Source organism: Solitalea agri, assembly GCF_023914155.1.
In the GTDB taxonomy this organism is placed as follows: Bacteria; Bacteroidota; Bacteroidia; order Sphingobacteriales; family Sphingobacteriaceae; genus Solitalea; species Solitalea agri.
This window is the reverse complement of record NZ_JAMWYS010000024.1, coordinates 42494-58609: the sequence shown is the minus strand read 5'-3', so window position 1 is coordinate 58609 and position 16116 is coordinate 42494. Positions and strand designations below refer to the sequence as shown.

Below are 16116 nucleotides of genomic sequence, written 5' to 3'. Positions count from 1 at the left end.
TTACTTACATGTTTGGTTAGTGGTTTCTCTTCCAGATAAATCCATCCAAAACGTAATGTGTTGATTGGGGAAGGGATAAAAAAGGTACCAGCAAAGCCAGCGTTTCTTTGTTTGTTATTGAGGGTAAATTTTTAAAGAGGTTAAATACTGATGGGTGATCGCGCCAAATAAAACCATCCCATAATCCTTCTTCTAAATAAGCCAATAAGATAATAGATCCAGTAAAAAGTAAGATTCCGTATGCGCTTTTAAGTGGTTTGTAAAACAAACTTTTATCAGCGGAATTATTTTTCAGTTGCATGAACCACACTAATGCCATATACGGTATACCATGAGAAATTACATTTAATGTGGTAAAGGCCATATCCCCATTAAAGTACACGATTCCGAAGTACCATGATAAATACGTACCCAGAATGATCAGATTTTTGGGAAGGTTGAAACTCCTGAAACGGATAAGGTAATACAGTTCTTTAACTGCATAAAACACAATCACGGCAACGTAAAGTACCGAAATGCAGCTGAGCAGTATTTCTGATTGAAAACTCAGAAACTCGCCATCAACAAACCAGTTAAAGTTTCGGTTGGCTGATAAGTGCCAAAAAAGCAATGGATAGATGGTAGCCGAATAAATACTTATTGTATCAACCTGTTTTGTCCAATTGGGAAGATCATCAGCCCTGGAATACAAACGCATAAATCCGTACTGTTGCCTTATAAAATGATAAACAGCCAGGTAGGCGAGTATACTCCAAAACAGCATGCCGTCGATTGTGTGTAATAATACACCTCCTATATAACATAAAATAGGAATGGAAAGGTATAAAGTTCGGTGTTTGTTTAATTGGCTAGGATTAAAATAGGTTTGATAAAGGGTGGTATAAACATGAGCTACATCGATCATTAATATCAGTATTACCCAATAAAATACCGGTATTCCAGCCGACTCTTTAAACTGCTGCGGGAAAAGGAAAACTGCCAATAACGCAAGAAACGGTGGTGCAATAATAAATGCCAAATCACTTTTAGCATTGCTTATCCAGGCGCTTTTAACTGTTCCCATTGTGAGTTTCGGTTGATGTCATACTTTTAGCCGCCGCGATACCCTGATGAAACGCTTCTTCAAAAATTGAGATTCCACTTAAATCGGTATGTGCGAAAAACACTTTATCGTTAATTGGTTGCGAAGCCATTCTTTTTGCTTCACCCCAAATAAAACCTGGGTTTGGCCTTACCATACCGTGTCCCCAAATCCATATATCCACAGTTTCAATAAATTCCGTGATTCCTGGATGTGAGTTTTCCAGGTCCTTGCAAACAATATCTACCCAATCATTATAACTGCGTGTAAAGGCTACCAGGCGCTGAATTTTCGGCTCTTTGCCGGTTAAGGGCAAATAATAGGTGAGTATCTTTTTATTCTCATTCTGATTAACATGCTGATGGCAGGCATTTACATATCCTACCGAATCACTTTCGAACATTACATTGTCCCAGCATAATCCAATGCCTTTTGAAACCGGAAGCTGATGAATGGTTATGTTGGCGATCATCCAAGGCGCATAGCTAAACTGCTCGTAAACAGATGTACTTCTGTCACTATTCACTTCGTGAAGTAAACGTTGGTTTACAAACTGAGGTGTTGCCAGCAATACTTTTCTGGCCTTTATTATTTTGCTCTTATGATCTACCGTATTATATACCGATGTTAAAACAGAATCATTATTCACAGAAACATTAAAGGCTACAGAGTTTACACTGATGTGATCGGCAACCTGGGATCTTAATTGTTCAGCGAGCCATGCATTGCCTTCTGGCCAGGTAAGCAAATCGCCATTTTTAGCATTGGCTGCTTTACCTTTTCTGCTGGCAAAGTAATGGATTCCCGCCCATGCCGAGGTTTCGTTCAATGTACTTCCAAAGTCATCCTTGCAAGCATAATTTAAATACCAAAGAAGGTGTTTGGATCTGAATTTTTCTTTTTCAAGAAAGGTGATGAAGCTTATCTTGTCAAGATTAATAAAAGTTGGATCGGAGGAACTGTCCTTAAGCGGAATGGCAAAAGCATATTTTCCGTCAATACCTTTTGCAGTTTTATAGTATTCCATCAACTTAAAGAAACGCTCAATTTCTGTACGTTCCTCCAAAGAAAGTCCCAAATTAGGTATCAGTCCTTCCTGCCATTGACCACGGATGTATAAACGTTCTTCCGGGTCGAAACAGAGATGGTATTCATTATAAATTGGTAATCCCTCCGGACTGAAACCAGTAATACAACCAATTTCGGTCAAAAAGCTAATGATTGATGAATCAGAAGGATCTGGTATTGGTAAGTAATGAGCTCCCCAAGGATAAGCTGAAATCTCATTTTTACCTTTTGAAGAATTCCCACCGGTATGATTATCCAGCTCTATAAGCTTAAAACTACTGATGCCTTGTCTTTTCAGTTCCCGGGCAGCGGCTAAGCCTGAAATTCCTCCACCGATAATCAAATATTCAATTTCTTCAGTTGTAGAAGGCTCGGGAATAGATAGTTTGTCACGGAGTAAATGACCAATTTTAGCATTGGCTCCTATAATGGAACCTTTTATATGGGCGGTTTTTGCCGATCTTTTTCGATTAAAGAGGTAACCACCTGCAATAGCTGCAGTTAAACCAATTCCAGCCCTCAGTAAAAATGCTTTTCGGTTTAAACGACTTAATAAATTGGCCGATTGGTTATAAGTATTTTGCCCACTCATCTTCAAAATAATGTACCAATACCTGGTTGTTAAGTTTATTCACTTCAGTTGGAACCTTGGCCATGTCGGCAGGGAAATAGATCATTTGCTTAAGGCTTTCGCGGTTTACGTATTTAAGTCCTGCAGGGAAATTTGCCGGAAGTTGATAATCATGTTTTTTCATGCCCATTACATAACCCCATTCGCCAAAGGATGGAACATACACATGATAGGGAACCGTATTAAACCCAACCGACTGAAGAGTTTTATCGATGCACCAAAAAGATTTAGGAGCAACATATGGAGAGGTTGATTGAATAACCACAATCCCTTCTGGTGATAAAAGTTTTTCAATCTCCTGATAAAAGCGGTTGCTGTATAACTTTCCGATTGAAAAGTTTGATGGGTCAGGAAAATCAACCACGATAAAATCGAATTGAGCAGTGTGACTTTTGGCCCAGGTAAAGGCATCAGCATTGATCACCTTTACTTTTGGATTGGAAAACGAATGTTTGTTCAAATTGGCCAGCATGCTGTTTTGAGTGAACATGGAGGTCATTTCCTTATCCAGATCAACGAGGGTAATTCGGTTTATATTCGGATATTTTAAGATTTCCCTTACTGCTAATCCATCACCTCCTCCTAAAACCAACACATTTTTGGCGTAGGGTAGGGCTGCTAATCCCGGATGTACGAGGGCTTCGTGATAACGATATTCGTCAGCCGAACTAAACTGAAGGTTTCCATTTAAGAACAAGCGAAGTTCCCGCTGATTTTTGGTGATGATGATACGCTGATAATGGGTGGTTTTAGCATAGATGATCTTATCGGGATAAGCCATTGATTCCGTAAAACTCATGATTCTATCGGCATAAACAAATCCAGCTAACAAAAGTAAAAGGCTCACAAAAGCTTGAAATTGCAGTCGCTTAAACCAATTGATCTCTTTGCTAAACTGTATGAGTACCACTAAGGCAACGCCAATATTGAGCAAGCCAAAAAAGTAGGAAGTGCGGATAATTCCCAAATGGGGGATAAGTAATAAGGGGAAGATTACCGAGGCAAGTAAGGCACCAATGTAATCGAAGGTAAATACTTTAGAAACCAGTTCTTTAAACTCAAAACGGTTTTCCAGAATGCGCATAAGTAGAGGAATTTCTAAGCCTACAAAAATGCCGGTAAGCATTACCATCATGTACAGCACCAATCTGAACGACTCTGTTTGTTCAAATAAAAAGAACAAGAGTGTTGAGCTTGTACCGCCAATCAGTCCTACCAATATTTCTATCTGTATGAACCATGAAAGCAGGTTTTTGTCAAAGTATTTCGAAAACCACGAACCAATACCCATTGAGAACAGGTAAACACCAATAATGGTTGAAAATTGGGTGACCGAATCTCCCAGCAAGTAACTTGCTAATGTTCCGGCTACTAGTTCATAGATGAGGCCACAGGTGGCCACCACAAAAACAGAAAATAATAATAAAAGATGAAAGCGGTTTGGTCGCATATTGTTTGGTTCATGGTTTATAGATCATGGACAATAAAATAATTATGATCTATCTCGCTAAAACTATCCGTGAATGGCTGAGGCAATGATAATGGCCAGCGCAATGATATAGGCCGAAGCCATGAGTGCGAGTGCCATGTTTCTTTTTTCCAAGATCTCTTTCCAAAGGCTTTCGGGAGTAATTTTCTCGATTATCCAAAATGAGATCAGAAGGATCAGAATTCCTAAGCCTGAATATAAAATCGAGGCAACTATGTATTTTAAATTGATAAGTTCAGAGAATGCCATAGTAATAATAAAAGTGTTTATTGTTATTTATGATAATAGCTTCGTGTGTAACCTGAGCGTTGTTCTTTGCTTTCGTTGTCATCGCCTAAAAAGCGGATTCCCTGTTGATTAACCCAAACGTATCCACCTAAAGCCAGTGCTAATGCAACAAGGTAATATTTTGCCTTTTTAAGATCTTCAATCATTGTCTTCCGCTTTATTCTATACGATAAGGTGAATAATCGCTATTCATCCATCTTTTTTTATCAAAATGATTAATTCTAAAAAACTGTAAAACCGGTATTGCAATTAATAAAAGTGAGGCCAAAAAGAAGTTGGACCATATTGAATTACTTTTATTTACTGTAACTCTAATTGAGTTAGGGAACAAGATGTCGGATGAAGGCTCTATGGTTAAATGATAAGTGCCTGTTGGAATTCGACTTAATGTTGCATCAGTGCTTTTGCTTCCTTCTGACCATGATTCACCATCTTCATATCCATGATAGTATTCGATAGCTTTCGTGAATTCATAAAATTTTCCGGTTTTTTCTTCCACAAGTGTTACCGGAACCTCCAGCCAATTGTTATCAACTTCTGAATTTAAATAAACATCGAGCATTGTAGGGCCATTTACCTTAAAGCTACTAGTGGTAATGGTCTTAAAATTTGTACTCCCCCAACTCGAAGAATCTCGTTCGGGAGTAAAACGTTGGTCAAAAATTACTGCAGATTCATTTGAATAGGCGCTGAATACATGATACAAGAAAAGAAACAAAATGGCTATTAGTGTAATTTTTATTACGCCATTCTGCTGTTTTTCCATGGAGGAAACCTCATTGGCTCCAATTCCAATCTTTGCAGGTAATAATTTATTCTTTAACGAAAATGCTTCAGCTATTTCATCGCTCGACTTATAGGTAGCCATATACCAATCGCTAATGCTATCTTGTTTTTCATGCACAAGCATAAATGGAGGGGATATGAACTCCCGACAGGCAATTTTTTCTTCTAATATATTCCAATCAAACTCACCCGAAGCATAGATTACCTGGGGGGTATATTTGTTGAACAGCTTAAAAGGAAGTCCGTTATACCTTGCCTGGTACATATTGCCTTTGGGTTTTAGATCAACTAAAAAGTTTTTCCCAACAATAAAATTCCAATGTCCATCATATTCCGATAGAAAAGCGTAGCCTTTTTCTTGATTGATCAAGAGATATTCTCTCCACCGATATTCGTTACCACTTTCCTTTTTAATCATAAAAGCTGCCACCACAAATGTGTAGCCGTTAATTTCACCTTTAGTTCCAATTGGAATTGCCGGTACAGGTGAATCGTTGGTGAGCTTAAATGTCCTTAACTTTTGAGAAGTTCTTTCAGTTTTGAAAAAAGTATGGCATATTGGGCATCCAAAACAGATACTGTTCTGATAATCCAGCACTTTTATCGTTGAACTGCATTCAGGGCAATTAACAGTCCCGCTGCTTCCTAAATAATTGTGACGTAATAAACTTCCCATGTTTAGTGCTCAATTTCTATTCAGCTCCCTTTTTTATCCGTGAATAGCTGAGGCAATGATGATGGCCAACGCAATCATATAGGCCGAAGCCATCAGCGCTAGAGCCATGTTTCTTTTTTCCAAGATCTCTTTCCAAAGGTTTTCGGGAGTAAGTTTCTCGATCACCCAGAATGAGATCAAAAGGATCAGAATTCCTAAACCTGAATATAAAACTAAGGCAACTACGTACTTAAAATTGATAAGTTCTGATAATGTCATAGTAAAAGTGTTTAATATTATTTATGATAATAGCTTCGAGTGTAACCGCTTTTGTTTTCTTTACTCTGGTTGTCATCTCCCAGAATTTTAATTCCATTCATTGTAAACCAGGAATAGCCCAAAATTCCGGCAATGAGTAAGAAAGCATAGTATTTGACAGGCTTTAGATCTTCTAACATAATTTATTCTTCATGATTGTAAGGTGAATAATCACTGTTTGCCCAGCGATTTGTCTCAAATAGGTAATTCCGAATCGATTGAATAACAGGAGCTATTGCAATAATCAATAAACAAATAAAGAAGTTAGACCATAGCTCAGTATTTTGACTAACAAGAATACTAAGTGTGGCCTCACCTGTTGAATCGGATGAAGGTTCAATTGCCATATGGTAGGTTCCTGAAGGGATATTGCTTAAAACTGCATTTTCTTCATTTCCTCCTTCCGACCATGATTCACCTCCTTCATAGCCATGGTAATATTCGATGGCTTTAGTGAACTCATAAAACTTCCCTGTTTTATCGTTAATAAGAATTACCGGAACCTCCATCCAATGATTATCAAGATAAGACCTTAATTGAATGTTAAGTGCCGTTGGCCCTGTAATATTAAAACTTGAAGTGGTTATGGTCTTATACCCTCCGCCACCCCAGTTAGTTGAATCCTTACTTAGCGTGTATTGTTCATCGAAAACAGTTTTTTCAGGAGAGAAGTGACTATAGGCAAGAGTGATTATTAGAAGTAGAATAGCTGTCCAAAAGCTAAGCATCTTTAACCCTTTCAAATGAACACTTGATTTCGAAGGCTCATTTGCTCCAACATCAAAGGTTTGTGGCAATAAGCTGGCGTCTATCTTAAATGCTTCAGCAATTTCGCTGGCTGATTTGTAAGTGGCTAAATACCATTCTTCTGTTTTACGAATATCTTCTTTAATCAGCATTAAAGGAGGAGAAATATATTCTTTAGCAGTAATGCGATCTTCTAAAATATTCCAATCAAATTCACCTGTAGCATACAATATAACCGGTTCATATTTATTGAAAAGTTTGAAAGTCAGATCTCTGAAATAGGCTTCATTTGCAAAATCACTCACTTGTTCCAGATCTTCAAAATGTTCTTTCCCTGCAATAAAATTCCAGTGGCCATTATATTCCGCTAAAAATGCATACCCCTTTTTTTCGTTAATGAGCAAATATTCGCGCCAGGTATATCGGTTCCCATTTTCCCTCTTAATTATAAAGCCTGCTAATATATACTCGCAGTTATCAAAAGTAGCTTTGCTCCCCAATTGCAATAAAGGTGCTATTTCAAAATCTCGTTTAACAAACCCTTTAATCTGATGATTTCTGGAGAAAAAGGTCTTGCAATGAGCACAACCAAAGTGGTTACTGTTGGTATAATCAAATACCTTTATATCGGTTGAGCAATCAGGGCATTTTATATAACCCGAGCAGTTCAAATACTTTTGATTTAGTAAGCTTCCTTCCATTGGCTATCGGCTTATTTCAGTTTTGTTTTTCTCTTCAGCCTTAAAAAAACGAAGCGTTTCGGCATAAATATTTTTCACCTTGTCGTTATTCTCGTGCTTAAAATTCGAAAGGAAAACATCAAACGTTGCCAAATTGAATTCGGGCCAGGTATGTATAGAAAGATGCGATTCAGTTAAACAAACGACTGCCGTAAATCCTCCGTTTTCAAAGTTGTGGTAAACTTCGCCCACTTTAGACAGTCCTAACTCATCAATTAATTGATCAAACAAAACTTTGCAGGATTCGCTATTGGTTAAGAGCTTGGTTTCGGTAGTTGTAAATTCGGCAAGAATGTGCAGACCGGGTTTGTAACTTATCATTAAAATTAGGCTAACAGGTTTTAGTTGTTTGGCAAATATATTTGTTTAAATGAAAAATTAATGTGTTAGCGGTGAAATGATTTTATGTAGAAGCAATAGATATTGTTGTTTGTGTAGAAAGCGCAAAAATGAAACTTAAGATGGACTGCAGACAACATAAAAAGGACAGAGCACAATGGTGCACTGCCCCCAAAAAGTTAGACACTTATTGGGGGCATTTTTATGAGAAAAAAACATGGGGCCGAATTTAGGCTCAAACTTGTTAGAGAACACTTGAGCGGGAACTCGATTACCAGAGTATCCAAAGAATATGAAGTGCCAAAAACGCTTCTGAAAAAATGGATTAGTCATTACCAATTATTGGGAGTAAATGGTCTATTTCCCAAACCAAAAGTATCCTATTCAAGAGATTTTAAGCTTAAAGCCATTGAAAGCTATCTCAGTAAAGAATTATCTTTGAGAGAATGTTGCCTGCGCTACAATATACCCAGCGATAGCACGCTACTCAACTGGGTAAGGAAGTACGAAGAGTCTGGTCTGGACAGTCTCCTGGAAAAGCGGAGGGGAAGACCCAAGCTTATGAAAGATAAACCATCGCAAAAGAAAGTGAAGCCACTTACCCGGCTTGAAGCACTTGAAAAAGAGAATCTATACCTAAGGGCGGAGAACGAGCTGCTAAAAAAGCTCGAGGCCTTAGCCCAACAGAAAGAAGCGCAAAAGAAAAAGCGTTAGCCATTGAGGGACTAAGGCACAGATATCCATTAAAATTATTATTGGATATCTTAAAAATGGCCAGAAGCAGTTACTATTACCACTTGAAGACTAGGTCCATCTTAGACAAGCACGATGCTGCCGAAAACCAGATAAAGGCGATATACCATCGTCACAAAGGAAGGTACGGGTACAGAAGAATAACCTTGGAGATGAATAACCTGGGGTATGAGATCAACCATAAAACAGTCTTAAAGTTAATGGGATCCCTAGGATTGAAATCATTGATAAGAAGAAAGAAATACCGCTCGTATAAGGGTGCTATGGGCAAGATAGCGCCCAACCTGCTCAAGCGGGAGTTTTTGGCGGAAATGCCTGATCAAAAATGGGCGACAGATATTACCGAGTTTAAGGTTATGGACAAAAAACTATACCTCTCACCGATAATCGAACTGTTCAATGGCGAAATAATCAGCTATACTCTATCCGAGTCGCCCAATTTCAAACAGGTATCCGATATGCTGAGCAGAGCATTTGCCAAGCTTGGCAAGCAGAACCAACCTATTCTTCACTCTGATCAGGGATGGCAGTATCAAATGAGAGAATACCAACTGTTGCTCAAAAAGCAAGGCATAAGACAAAGTATGTCCAGAAAAGGCAATTGCCTTGACAATGCGGTTATCGAAAACTTCTTCAGCATTATAAAATCTGAGCTATTCTACCTGAAGAGATATAGCGAAATCAGCGAACTTAAAAAAGATATAAAGGAATACATTCACTATTATAATAACGAGAGAATCAAACTCAATTTAAAAGGAATGAGCCCGATAAAATACCGGGCTCATCACTGTTATTAATTTTTAACTTTGTCCAACTTTTTGGGTGCAGTCTATGGCTCAGTCCTTTTTGCTTATTTGTTGAACGATCGTAAAACTTTAATTGGCTAATCAATCTCAAGTTTTGCATCTTTTGGTGTGGGCTTTCCTTTACCGGTATTTATCAGGCTTAATAAACTATCCCGAAGATATTCCCCCCAGGCATTTGAGCAATCGTTATAGCATTCAATCTCTGGAATCAAGCCCTGGTGCGTAAAATCTATTTGAGTTTTACCGCCTTTTTCGCTGATCTCAAAACTGATTTTTGTGCCGTTCCATTCCTGTTTGTTGTTAATAAAATTAAGCTGGCTACTGCTTACTAACCAAACTACCTTTTTATCAGGAATCATTTCTACTACTTTTTGGGTTGAAACGTGCAGGTCGTCAAAGAACCTAACTGTAAATTCATCATTTAGCTTTTGTGAATTACCCTCAAGGTTGTCGGTCCACCATTTTGTTACGTTGTTAATACTTTCAAAAGCTTCATGAGCCGAAGCATCGGTGGTCATGTTCATATGATAATCAAGTGTTTTCATCACTTTAGTTATTATTTTCAAAATATTTTTCCCTCAATTCTCTATTTACACCTCCTTCTTCATCTTTGGGGTTTGGTGAACCTTTACCTGTGGTTATCAAGTTATGTAAACTATTTTTGATAAAACCCGTCCAGGCATCATGGCAAATTGAATAGCATTCGTTGGCAGGTACTAAACCTTCCTGTGTAAATTGAAGCTCGGTTTTGTTGTCCTTTTCGGTAATTTCAAAAATCATTTTATTGCCAACCCATTCGGTTTTGTCTTCAATAAAGTTGAAATCGTTTTCGGTTACTAACCAAACCACTTTTTGATTGGGTATAAGTTCAATCAGTTTTATTTTGCAAAAATGAATGTCTTTGTAATGATATAGGAATTCGTCATTCAGTTTGTCGGTATTTCCTTCAATATCCTCCGACCACCATCCCCGAACGTTGTTGATGGCATTAAATACTTCCTCCGGAGTTTGGTTTACGGTAAAGCCAGTTGTAAAATCTGTTGTTGTCATAGTTTTATTAATGTTTTATTGATGCTTTTTTATTTAACTATTTGTTTAACATAAAGTTACTGTCTTAATTTAGGAGTGATATGGCGTGATATAGACATTCTGATAGGCTGATTTAGACAAAGAGGAATAAACAATTTACGAAAAGTTATACTATGATTATCAGCTATTACTTTCGAATAATTTTACCTTTGCCGCATGCAACAATTGCCACCGTTAAACCTTCCTCCATATCCTTTTCAATTGAAAGAAGAAGGAGGGAAGCTTTACATTTTTGATGAGATCCGTAGGAAAAACCTTGTGCTGACGCCCGAAGAATGGGTGCGCCAGCATTTTATTCAATACCTGATTAATCAGAAGAATTACCCCAAAGGATTGATTAATATTGAAGGTGGTTTAAAAGTGCATGAACTGAACAAACGATCTGACATTTTACTTTTTAATACCAATGCCGAAAAGCAGTTGCTGGTTGAATGCAAAGCCAGTTCGGTTAAATTAACCCAAAAAGCTTTCGATCAGCTAGCTCGCTATAACACCACACATAAAGCCAAAATCATTATCCTTACCAATGGTTTGGAGCATTATTGCTGCGAAGTTGATCATGAACTAAAGAGCTACAAGTTTTTAGCAGAAGTGCCGGTGTACATTCCGCAGTAGGCAGTTCCCAATATTCATCCGCCGGTAGCCGGCTTCGACTGCCGACTGAATACTGCTAACTGGGTACTACTTAATACTGTAGACTACCGACTGAGTACTGTTAACTGAATTTTCCTATTTTTACCCCATGACCGCCGCCGAAATACTTAAAGAACTTAAAGCCAAAAAGTATCGTCCTATCTATTTTCTACATGGAGAAGAAGAGTATTACATCGACTTGATAAGTAATTACATCGAAGAAAAAGTGCTTTCTGATGCTGAGAAAGGCTTTAATCAAACGGTTTTATATGGCAAGGAAACTGATATGACCACCATTCTAAATAATGCCAAGCGTTATCCAATGATGTCGGAATATCAGGTGGTAATGGTAAAGGAAGCTCAAAATATAAAGTTTGGGAAGGATAAAGGTGATAAGGATCAGGATCCGTTTACCGCTTATGTGGATAATCCTTTGCGTTCAACTATTTTGGTCTTTTGTTATAAGCATGGCAAAATCGACGGTCGCTTAAAGGTGTTTAAGAACATTGAAAAGCACGGGGTTTTATTCGAGTCAAAGAAATTGTATGATAATCAGGTTCCGGCATGGATTGCTGATTACGTTCAAGAGCATGGATTTAAAATGAGTCCACAGGCTACAGCATTATTAGCTGAGTACCTGGGTAATGATCTGTTAAAGATCTCCAATGAGTTGGAGAAACTGATGATCAATATTCCGAAAGGTGCTGAAATTGGCGTTAAGGAAATTGAAACCAATATAGGTATCAGTAAGGAATACAATGTTTTCGAATTGCAAAATGCCTTGGGAAAGCGTGACGTACTGAAGGCAAACCAAATTATCAATTATTTTGCGGCTAACAAAAAGGATAATCCGGCGGTAGTGGTCATGGCCACATTAGCGGGCTATTTCAGTAAGCTGTTTGTATATCATTGTTTAAAAGATAAATCGAAACCTGCCGTAGCATCAGCTTTAGGAGTTAACCCCTATTTTGTTGGTGATTATGAACTAGCCGCCCGTAATTATCCGCAAGGAAAAACCATGCAGATCATCAGTTTTTTAAGGGAATATGACTTAAAGAGTAAAGGCGTTGGCAGTACCGGTAATACGGATGAAGGCGATCTGATGAAAGAGCTGGTTTGGAAGATCTTGCATTAATGCTTTATTAACTACTTGGAAACGTAAATTATAAAGTAAAAACCGCGATGAAATCTTCATCGCGGTTTTTTGGCTATTTAGTGTTCTGGTACTCAAATTCCATCTCGTATCCTAATCCATCATCGATTGTTTTGGGATAACCTGAACTATTGTATTTAATCATGTATTTAAAAATTAAATATGGGAATTGAAAATCTGATTCTTTGAGTACATTATTAACAAACGATTGCTTCTTTAATTCAATTTGAAAATGGCAATTAGGGCATCCGAGTTTGGAAAAAGGGTTCTTTTTGCTATCATAAGTATACTTAATTGTTGAATACAACTCGTTGTTTTCATATTCATTTAGCTCTGAAAGATTTCCTTTATCATCATAACTAAAAGTGCTGTAACTATTGGTGTATTCAACTTTGGTAATTTGTTTTTTTTCGTTTACTGTATAGTAGGTATTATATTCAGTATCCCAATAACCACCAGTGTTCTTAGCTGCAATTTTATTATTGTTATAGGTATAGGTGGTTAAATAATAAGGTTCTGTTGCAGTTAGTCCTTCAAAAGTTTCAGTCTTTATAAGATTATCATTATCATCATAAGTGTACAGATATCGTTTATCTCTAGATCCTGATATATATTCTATGATTCTGTTTTTGCTATCATACTTATATTCAGAAGTAGATACTTGATCGCCAATGAAGTCATGATGAATTACTTTAATCAGTAGGGGTTAATTCGTCAGATTTAGTTGAGCATCCATAGGTGAAAAATAGCATTAAAATAGCGCACAATAAGTTTTTTTTCATAAAATAAACTATAAATAATTAATATTAAACAATAGGTAAATTTATTGTTTTTTTTAAAGTATTAATGGATGCAAGGATTCTTTATGCATTCTCTGAGAATGTTGTCAAGCTTGATTCGTTGGCGAATATGAAGTTGAGAGCGAAATAACACGGCGGGAAAAACCATGCAGATCATCAGTTTTTTACGGGAATATGATCTTAAAAGAAAAAGGGGTACGGATGAAGGCGATTTTATGAAAGAGTTGGTTTGGAAGATATTGCATTGAAAGTTAGAAGTACAATTTTAGAAGTACGGAAAAGCAAACAACCTATCATCCCGACTGCTAATTTATTATTGATTCCCAATAAAGTTAGATTTACGATTTTAGAGGTACGAAGAAACTGATCAACGAGCTTTTGTTTCTAAAATCTAAAATCCACATTGTAAAATTTATTTAACCACAGAGTAACACCGAGTTTCATTGCTGGCCTCCATCCTTCTGCTAAAATCTAAAATCCAAAATTGTACTTTGTACTTCTTCCTTTGTAGTTCAGTTAAAACTTTTCTCCGGCACCTCCACCACCAAAATCACCACCACCAAAACCGGAATGGGTATCAGGTTGAATGGGTTGAGCTTTAAACGTCTCTGCAATAACAAGCGATTCCACATTAAGCTTAACCAATAAATGTTCTTCATCTAAATCATCATAAGTAAAGCCATATTTAGGTGTTTTAAGATATTTTATGATGGCATAGGAGCCTAAAAGTAATGCAGATCCCGAAAGTGTAAGTATTGATTCAATAGGCATTATCGCATAAAAACTTCGGATGGTAAATGCCGTGGCAGCAACCAGTAATAGTCCTACTCTTAATAGAACTGTATTTTTCATTTGTAAGCCTCCTACCAGGTAAGCGAATGGTATGATGATAGTCCAGGTCCAGAAAAACCAGCCAAAAGGTACATGCAGGTCTTGAGTAGTAGAAACTTCATAATTCGAACCGATTGCAAGAGAGCTTACCACAAAGAAGTTTCCGGCCGCATAAAACACAACCAACGCAATAATTTCAACTATTAATAAACAGTTGGTATAATGGATGAATTTTTCCTTTTTCAAGAAATTTGCGGCCAATATATACAAGGCTGCAGCAACTAGCATAAAGAAAAATGAAGCTGTTGCTAAACCCCATGGAAATCTTAACCAACTGTAATAGCAAAAAGCTAATAGGGCAAGAACGGTCACGCCAGCCATTAAAAAATCTGCAAACCGAATTGTCAAGCCCATTCCAATAATGAAGGCCAGCAAATAAATGATGCTAAATACTATGCTATCAGAGTTATATCCTATTAGTTTTTCGAGGAAAATAAACAGGCCTGCCAATATAAATCCTCCCGAAAGCCATAACAGGGCGTCATCAACACCCGAGCGAAAATGATGTTTTTGATGTACCATAATTTCAAGAACAACATAATTTGCTATCCCAAAGAAAACCATGAAAAAGGCTATAGAACTTTCCCCAAAACCGGTCATCAGGCCAAATAAGCCGGCCGAAAAGAATGATATCACAACTGTTAATAGAAACAAACCTATACGTATGAACAGGTTAGGTGAATAAAATCCGACCGGATGACTGGTTTTAATAGCTTTAAGCTCCTCGGTAGTGATGACTTTTGCTTTATGTAAATGGTCTATATCCTGATGCAGATATAAATTATTAAGCCAGGTTTTATTGTAGATGATCATGTTTCTTTAGTTTTTTGTTAAGATTGATAAGGAATAAAATAACTCCAATGCCTGAAGCAATGAAATACATCAATCCAAGATAAATGGCACCTTCGTCAGCAAGGGCAATCAGTCCGCGAATAATAACACTACTGATAGCAATGTAACCATAAAGAGTAATGACTAACAGGAAATAAAAGGAATGCTCGCGTATTGCTTCTTTGTAATAAAACAATGCTATGGCTGCAAGGGCAACTATCCAAAGTAAAGTTGAGCTTCCGAATGAATAATAGCCAGCTAGTAAGGCAATAAATGTAAGGTTGAGCCCAAAGTTTTGATAAGTAAATTTAAAGTGTTTTTTAATGTTATAGCGTTCCGACAGAAAGGCTGCCAAAAGTAAAATAATGCCCAGCAATAATCCTGAGTAAATGATCTGATCACTGTTAAAATCATTGTTCGCAAGAATTTGAGTAGGGGTTACGGCAATACCCATCCAAAGTCCAAGGTTGGTAATTGCCAGACTTAAAATACCCAGATGATCAAAATAATAAGCGACAAAGAATAAAACCAGCATTGGGATAAAGGTTGCCATTCCGTAGCGTGTACCAAAAACTTCATATTGAAACTGCAGATAACCAACAAACGTTAAAAATGAAAGGCAGCCGAGTAATAAAATATAATCGAAGAACGAGTTGGGTGACGAAACTTTGTCGAAGGAAAAGGGATGTTTCTTTTTTAAACAATAAGCAAAACAACCAAAAGATATAGCAGCAATTAATGCAAGAATAACCTGATGGCCTATGGTATCTATATTCTTGTAGATGAGTACCCCTAAACCGGTACTTAAAAGCATTACACCTAAGTATAATAGGGTTTTTAGTTCCCAATGAACAGAAAATAAAGGGTTGCTTTCTTTAGACTTGATCTTGGTGTAAGAGTCGTTGCTTAAGAAACCCTCTTGGTACAGTTTTTCATAAATAGTTTTATCCATGGATCGCGGCAGGTAAAAAATCCTGCTTAAATGTGATTAAAATCTTTATTAAAACCAATAAAGTAT

18 protein-coding genes are annotated in these 16116 nt (G+C 37.2%); 4 read left to right on the top strand and 14 right to left on the bottom strand.

The genetic code is table 11. The features are described from left to right. Positions 1-16 precede the first annotated feature (16 nt). From NF867_RS04890 to NF867_RS04845, 10 genes are all read right to left on the bottom strand, one after another. Complete coding sequence (locus tag NF867_RS04890) at positions 17-1063, bottom strand: hypothetical protein (RefSeq protein WP_252586480.1); 1047 nt, start codon at positions 1061-1063, stop codon at positions 17-19. Next, the gene (locus tag NF867_RS04885; protein ID WP_252586479.1) at positions 1050-2741 is read right to left on the bottom strand and encodes a flavin monoamine oxidase family protein; all 1692 of its coding nucleotides are present in this window, start codon (positions 2739-2741) and stop codon (positions 1050-1052) included. The genes NF867_RS04890 and NF867_RS04885 overlap by 14 nt, the downstream gene beginning before the upstream one ends. Then, on the bottom strand, positions 2719-4230 hold the full coding sequence (locus tag NF867_RS04880; protein WP_252586478.1) for a polyamine aminopropyltransferase: 1512 nt from the start codon (positions 4228-4230) through the stop codon (positions 2719-2721). The genes NF867_RS04885 and NF867_RS04880 overlap by 23 nt, the downstream gene beginning before the upstream one ends. 63 nt (positions 4231-4293) lie before the next feature. After that, positions 4294-4518, bottom strand: coding sequence for a DUF350 domain-containing protein (locus tag NF867_RS04875; RefSeq protein WP_252586477.1), 225 nt, complete (start codon positions 4516-4518; stop codon positions 4294-4296). Between the two features lie 23 nt (positions 4519-4541). Further along, complete coding sequence (locus NF867_RS04870) at positions 4542-4703, bottom strand: hypothetical protein (protein ID WP_252586476.1); 162 nt, start codon at positions 4701-4703, stop codon at positions 4542-4544. Between the two features lie 11 nt (positions 4704-4714). Further along, a complete protein-coding gene (locus tag NF867_RS04865; RefSeq protein ID WP_252586475.1) occupies positions 4715-6019 on the bottom strand; it encodes a DUF4178 domain-containing protein in 1305 nt (434 codons plus the stop codon). A gap of 33 nt (positions 6020-6052) precedes the next feature. Then, positions 6053-6277: a DUF350 domain-containing protein gene (locus NF867_RS04860; protein ID WP_252586474.1), complete on the bottom strand. Its 225-nt coding sequence runs from the start codon at positions 6275-6277 to the stop codon at positions 6053-6055. A 17-nt stretch (positions 6278-6294) separates the two neighbouring features. Continuing rightward, positions 6295-6456: a hypothetical protein gene (locus tag NF867_RS04855; protein WP_252586473.1), complete on the bottom strand. Its 162-nt coding sequence runs from the start codon at positions 6454-6456 to the stop codon at positions 6295-6297. A gap of 3 nt (positions 6457-6459) precedes the next feature. Then, entirely contained in the window at positions 6460-7764 is a 1305-nt protein-coding gene (locus NF867_RS04850; RefSeq protein WP_252586472.1) for a DUF4178 domain-containing protein, read from the bottom strand. A 3-nt stretch (positions 7765-7767) separates the two neighbouring features. Further along, a complete protein-coding gene (locus NF867_RS04845; protein ID WP_252586471.1) occupies positions 7768-8124 on the bottom strand; it encodes an S-adenosylmethionine decarboxylase family protein in 357 nt (118 codons plus the stop codon). Positions 8125-8346: 222 nt separating this feature from the next. Here NF867_RS04845 and NF867_RS04840 point away from each other — a divergent pair, with 222 nt between their 5' ends. Together NF867_RS04840 and NF867_RS04835 are read left to right on the top strand one after the other, a co-directional pair. Further along, positions 8347-8856: a helix-turn-helix domain-containing protein gene (locus NF867_RS04840; protein WP_252586470.1), complete on the top strand. Its 510-nt coding sequence runs from the start codon at positions 8347-8349 to the stop codon at positions 8854-8856. After that, entirely contained in the window at positions 8775-9692 is a 918-nt protein-coding gene (locus NF867_RS04835; protein WP_341870031.1) for an IS3 family transposase, read from the top strand. The genes NF867_RS04840 and NF867_RS04835 overlap by 82 nt, the downstream gene beginning before the upstream one ends. Before the next feature lie 86 nt (positions 9693-9778). Here NF867_RS04835 and NF867_RS04830 read toward each other — a convergent pair whose 3' ends face one another. Continuing rightward, positions 9779-10246 carry an SRPBCC domain-containing protein gene (locus NF867_RS04830; RefSeq protein WP_252586469.1) on the bottom strand — a complete coding sequence of 156 codons (468 nt, stop codon included), beginning with the start codon at positions 10244-10246 and terminating at the stop codon, positions 9779-9781. A 4-nt stretch (positions 10247-10250) separates the two neighbouring features. Continuing rightward, positions 10251-10751, bottom strand: a complete 501-nt coding sequence (locus tag NF867_RS04825) for an SRPBCC family protein (protein WP_252586468.1) — start codon at positions 10749-10751, stop codon at positions 10251-10253. Positions 10752-10946: 195 nt separating this feature from the next. Here NF867_RS04825 and NF867_RS04820 point away from each other — a divergent pair, with 195 nt between their 5' ends. Next, positions 10947-11405, top strand: a complete 459-nt coding sequence (locus tag NF867_RS04820; protein ID WP_252586467.1) for a type I restriction enzyme HsdR N-terminal domain-containing protein — start codon at positions 10947-10949, stop codon at positions 11403-11405. 127 nt (positions 11406-11532) lie between these two features. Next, the gene (gene holA, locus NF867_RS04815; protein WP_252586466.1) at positions 11533-12558 is read left to right on the top strand and encodes a DNA polymerase III subunit delta; all 1026 of its coding nucleotides are present in this window, start codon (positions 11533-11535) and stop codon (positions 12556-12558) included. Positions 12559-13892: 1334 nt separating this feature from the next. On the opposite strand, the gene NF867_RS04810 is transcribed toward holA, so the two are convergent. Both NF867_RS04810 and NF867_RS04805 read right to left on the bottom strand, forming a co-directional pair. Continuing rightward, positions 13893-15080 carry a hypothetical protein gene (locus NF867_RS04810; RefSeq protein WP_252586465.1) on the bottom strand — a complete coding sequence of 396 codons (1188 nt, stop codon included), beginning with the start codon at positions 15078-15080 and terminating at the stop codon, positions 13893-13895. Beyond that, positions 15064-16050: a DUF2157 domain-containing protein gene (locus NF867_RS04805; RefSeq protein WP_252586464.1), complete on the bottom strand. Its 987-nt coding sequence runs from the start codon at positions 16048-16050 to the stop codon at positions 15064-15066. Before NF867_RS04805 ends, NF867_RS04810 begins: the two co-directional genes overlap by 17 nt. Positions 16051-16116: the final 66 nt, after the last annotated feature.

Bases quoted from the DNA above. Each gene is read 5' to 3' on its own strand.
- NF867_RS04825 (WP_252586468.1), bottom strand. From the start codon at position 10,751: ATGACAACAACAGATTTTACAACTGGCTTTACCGTAAACCAAACTCCG.
- holA (WP_252586466.1), top strand. From the start codon at position 11,533: ATGACCGCCGCCGAAATACTTAAAGAACTTAAAGCCAAAAAGTATCGT.
- NF867_RS04855 (WP_252586473.1), bottom strand. From the start codon at position 6,456: ATGTTAGAAGATCTAAAGCCTGTCAAATACTATGCTTTCTTACTCATT.
- NF867_RS04830 (WP_252586469.1), bottom strand. From the start codon at position 10,246: ATGAAAACACTTGATTATCATATGAACATGACCACCGATGCTTCGGCT.
- NF867_RS04865 (WP_252586475.1), bottom strand. From the start codon at position 6,019: ATGGGAAGTTTATTACGTCACAATTATTTAGGAAGCAGCGGGACTGTT.
- NF867_RS04850 (WP_252586472.1), bottom strand. From the start codon at position 7,764: ATGGAAGGAAGCTTACTAAATCAAAAGTATTTGAACTGCTCGGGTTAT.
- NF867_RS04860 (WP_252586474.1), bottom strand. From the start codon at position 6,277: ATGACATTATCAGAACTTATCAATTTTAAGTACGTAGTTGCCTTAGTT.
- NF867_RS04820 (WP_252586467.1), top strand. From the start codon at position 10,947: ATGCAACAATTGCCACCGTTAAACCTTCCTCCATATCCTTTTCAATTG.
- NF867_RS04840 (WP_252586470.1), top strand. From the start codon at position 8,347: ATGAGAAAAAAACATGGGGCCGAATTTAGGCTCAAACTTGTTAGAGAA.
- NF867_RS04870 (WP_252586476.1), bottom strand. From the start codon at position 4,703: ATGATTGAAGATCTTAAAAAGGCAAAATATTACCTTGTTGCATTAGCA.
- NF867_RS04845 (WP_252586471.1), bottom strand. From the start codon at position 8,124: ATGATAAGTTACAAACCCGGTCTGCACATTCTTGCCGAATTTACAACT.
- NF867_RS04810 (WP_252586465.1), bottom strand. From the start codon at position 15,080: ATGATCATCTACAATAAAACCTGGCTTAATAATTTATATCTGCATCAG.
- NF867_RS04885 (WP_252586479.1), bottom strand. From the start codon at position 2,741: ATGAGTGGGCAAAATACTTATAACCAATCGGCCAATTTATTAAGTCGT.
- NF867_RS04875 (WP_252586477.1), bottom strand. From the start codon at position 4,518: ATGGCATTCTCTGAACTTATCAATTTAAAATACATAGTTGCCTCGATT.
- NF867_RS04880 (WP_252586478.1), bottom strand. From the start codon at position 4,230: ATGCGACCAAACCGCTTTCATCTTTTATTATTATTTTCTGTTTTTGTG.
- NF867_RS04805 (WP_252586464.1), bottom strand. From the start codon at position 16,050: ATGGATAAAACTATTTATGAAAAACTGTACCAAGAGGGTTTCTTAAGC.
- NF867_RS04890 (WP_252586480.1), bottom strand. From the start codon at position 1,063: ATGGGAACAGTTAAAAGCGCCTGGATAAGCAATGCTAAAAGTGATTTG.